Annotated in this window: 1 protein-coding gene and 2 pseudogenes; 2 read left to right on the forward strand and 1 reads right to left on the reverse strand. The window is 75.0% G+C overall.

Annotated elements, in window-relative coordinates; translation table 11 throughout:
* Positions 1–29 precede the first annotated feature (29 nt).
* Positions 30–863, forward strand: coding sequence for an ABC transporter permease (locus ACZ4Z2_RS26675; protein WP_468079368.1), 834 nt, complete (start codon positions 30–32; stop codon positions 861–863).
* A 255-nt stretch (positions 864–1,118) separates the two neighbouring features.
* Positions 1,119–2,156 (forward strand): annotated as a pseudogene (locus tag ACZ4Z2_RS26680) (ABC transporter ATP-binding protein); the annotation flags it as partial.
* Here ACZ4Z2_RS26680 and ACZ4Z2_RS26685 read toward each other — a convergent pair.
* A pseudogene (locus ACZ4Z2_RS26685) lies at positions 2,144–2,466 on the reverse strand (hypothetical protein); the annotation flags it as partial. The pseudogenes ACZ4Z2_RS26680 and ACZ4Z2_RS26685 sit on opposite strands and share 13 nt — an antisense overlap.

Raw genomic sequence — 2,466 nt, forward strand, 5'->3', positions numbered from 1 at the left:
CGGCTGGCGGTTCGGGCGCGGGATCGGGCGTGGGTGGGGTGCGGCCGCGGCGGGGGCGGGGGCGGGGTGCGATCTCGCCTCGGCGGAGTTCCGTGCCGGTGCCGTTGCTCGTGCCCGCGCTCGTCGGGCTGGCCTTTCTGGTTCTGCCGCTCGTCGCCCTGCTCGTACGCGCTCCCTGGTCGGACCTGTCCGACCAGCTGACCAGTCCCGAGGTGTGGCAGGCGCTGCGGTTGTCGCTGCTCTGCGCCACGGCGGCCACCGCCGTGAGTCTCGTGCTCGGGGTGCCGTTGGCGTGGCTGCTCGCTCGGGTGGAGTTTCCCGGGCGGGGGGTCGTACGGGCCCTCGTCACGCTTCCGCTGGTGCTGCCGCCGGTGGTGGGCGGTGTGGCGCTGTTGATGGCGCTCGGGCGCAACGGCGTGGTCGGGCAGTGGCTGGAGTCGTGGTTCGGGATCAGTCTGCCCTTCACCACCGCCGGGGTCGTGGTCGCCGAGGCGTTCGTCGCGATGCCGTTCCTCGTCATCAGCGTCGAGGGGACGCTGCGCGCCGCCGACCCCCGGTACGAGGAGGCCGCGACCACGCTGGGGGCCTCCCGGTTCACCGCGTTCCGGCGGGTGACGCTGCCGTTGATCGCGCCCGGGATCGCGGCCGGTGCGGTTCTCGCGTGGGCGCGGGCCTTGGGTGAGTTCGGGGCGACGATCACCTTCGCCGGGAACTTCCCCGGGCGTACCCAGACGATGCCGCTCGCCGTCTACCTCGCCCTCCAGAGCGACCCCGAGGCCGCCATCGCCCTCAGTCTCGTTCTGCTGACCGTGTCCGTCGCGGTCCTCGCGGGGCTGCGCGACCGCTGGATGCGTGCCTCATGAGGCAGGACGAGAGGGGTGAGGAGGCGTGAGGAGTGAGGGAGGCGAGAGGCGAGAGGGGCGAGGGGGAACGGGGTTTCGTGAATGCCTCATGGCTGCGGGTGGGGTCGGTGAGGGCAGGAAGAACGACGGTCAGAGTGGTCAGAGCGGAATGACGTGAGCGGGTATCCGGGTAGCGGGCCGACCGGCCCTGGCAGCAGCAGTCAGCAGGGGCGGAACCCTGGCGGTGAGGCCGGGGGCCCCGGACACGGGGTCGGGGTCGGGCTTGACGCCCGGCTCGTCGTCCGGCGTGGGGACTTTCGGCTCGATGTCGGGCTTCGGGTCGTGCCCGGGGAGGTCGTGGCCCTGCTCGGGCCCAACGGCGCCGGGAAGACCACCGCCTTGCGGGCGCTGGCGGGGCTCGTGCCGCTCGCGGACGGGTATCTGCGGCTCGACGGCGCCGCTCTGGAGCGTACGCCGCCCGAGTCCCGTCCGGTCGGGGTCGTCTTCCAGGACTACCTGCTCTTCCCGCATCTGACCGCCCTCGACAACGTCGCCTTCGGGCCGCGTTGTCACGGAGCCTCCAAGGCGGAGGCGCGGGCGCGGGCCGCCGAGTGGCTGGGGCGGATGGGGCTCGCCGAGCACACCGGGGCCAAGCCCCGCCGGCTCTCCGGCGGCCAGGCCCAGCGCGTCGCCCTCGCCCGGGCGCTCGCCACCTCGCCCCGGCTGCTGCTCCTCGACGAGCCGCTCGCCGCGCTCGACGCCCGTACCCGGCTCGACGTACGCGCCCAGCTACGGCGGCACCTGGCGGACTTCGAGGCCGTCGCCGTGCTCGTCACGCACGACCCGCTCGACGCGATGGTGCTGGCCGACCGGCTCGTCGTCATCGAGGACGGGCACGTGGTGCAGGAGGGGACGCCGGGTGACATCGCCCGGCATCCGCGTACGGACTACATCGCCCATCTCGTCGGCCTGAACCTCTACAAGGGCGTGGCCGACCGGCACACCGTACGGCTCGACGCCGGGCCCGTGATCACCACCACCGAGGACCTCACCGGGCCGGTCTTCGTCACCTTCCCGCCGAGTGCCGTGACGCTCTACGGCGAGCGCCCCACCGGCGTCAGCGCACGCAACCTGTGGCGCTGCGAGGTCGCCGGGCTGGAGACCCACGGGGACCAGATCCGCGCCGACCTCACCGGCGAACTCCCCCTCGCCGCCGACCTCACCACCGTGGCCGCCGCCGAACTCGGCCTGCACACGGGCGCGGAGGTCTGGGCCGCGGTCAAGGCGACGCAGACGCACGCCTATCCGGCCTGAGCGGCCACGAGGGCCGTACGGCACGGGGCCCGGGTCGTGCCGGCCGGGTCGGTGGTGTGCCGGGTGGGCTCGTGGCGGTGGGGGCGCTTGGGGAGTGCTTCGGTTTCTTTGGGCTGGGGGCCGGGGGGACCCGCGCAGGGTGAGCGGGAGCGCGGCCGGCCGGGCGGGCGGGCGAGGGAGCGGAGGCCGGGCGGGCGCGGGGAGCCGAGGGCGGGCGGGCGCGGGGAGCCGAGGGCGGGCGGGCGCGGGGAGCCGAGGGCGGGCGGGCGCGGGGAGCCGAGGGCGGGCGGGCGCGGGGAGCCGAGGGCGT

It is taken from the genome of Streptomyces sp. NPDC030183, assembly GCF_055573455.1.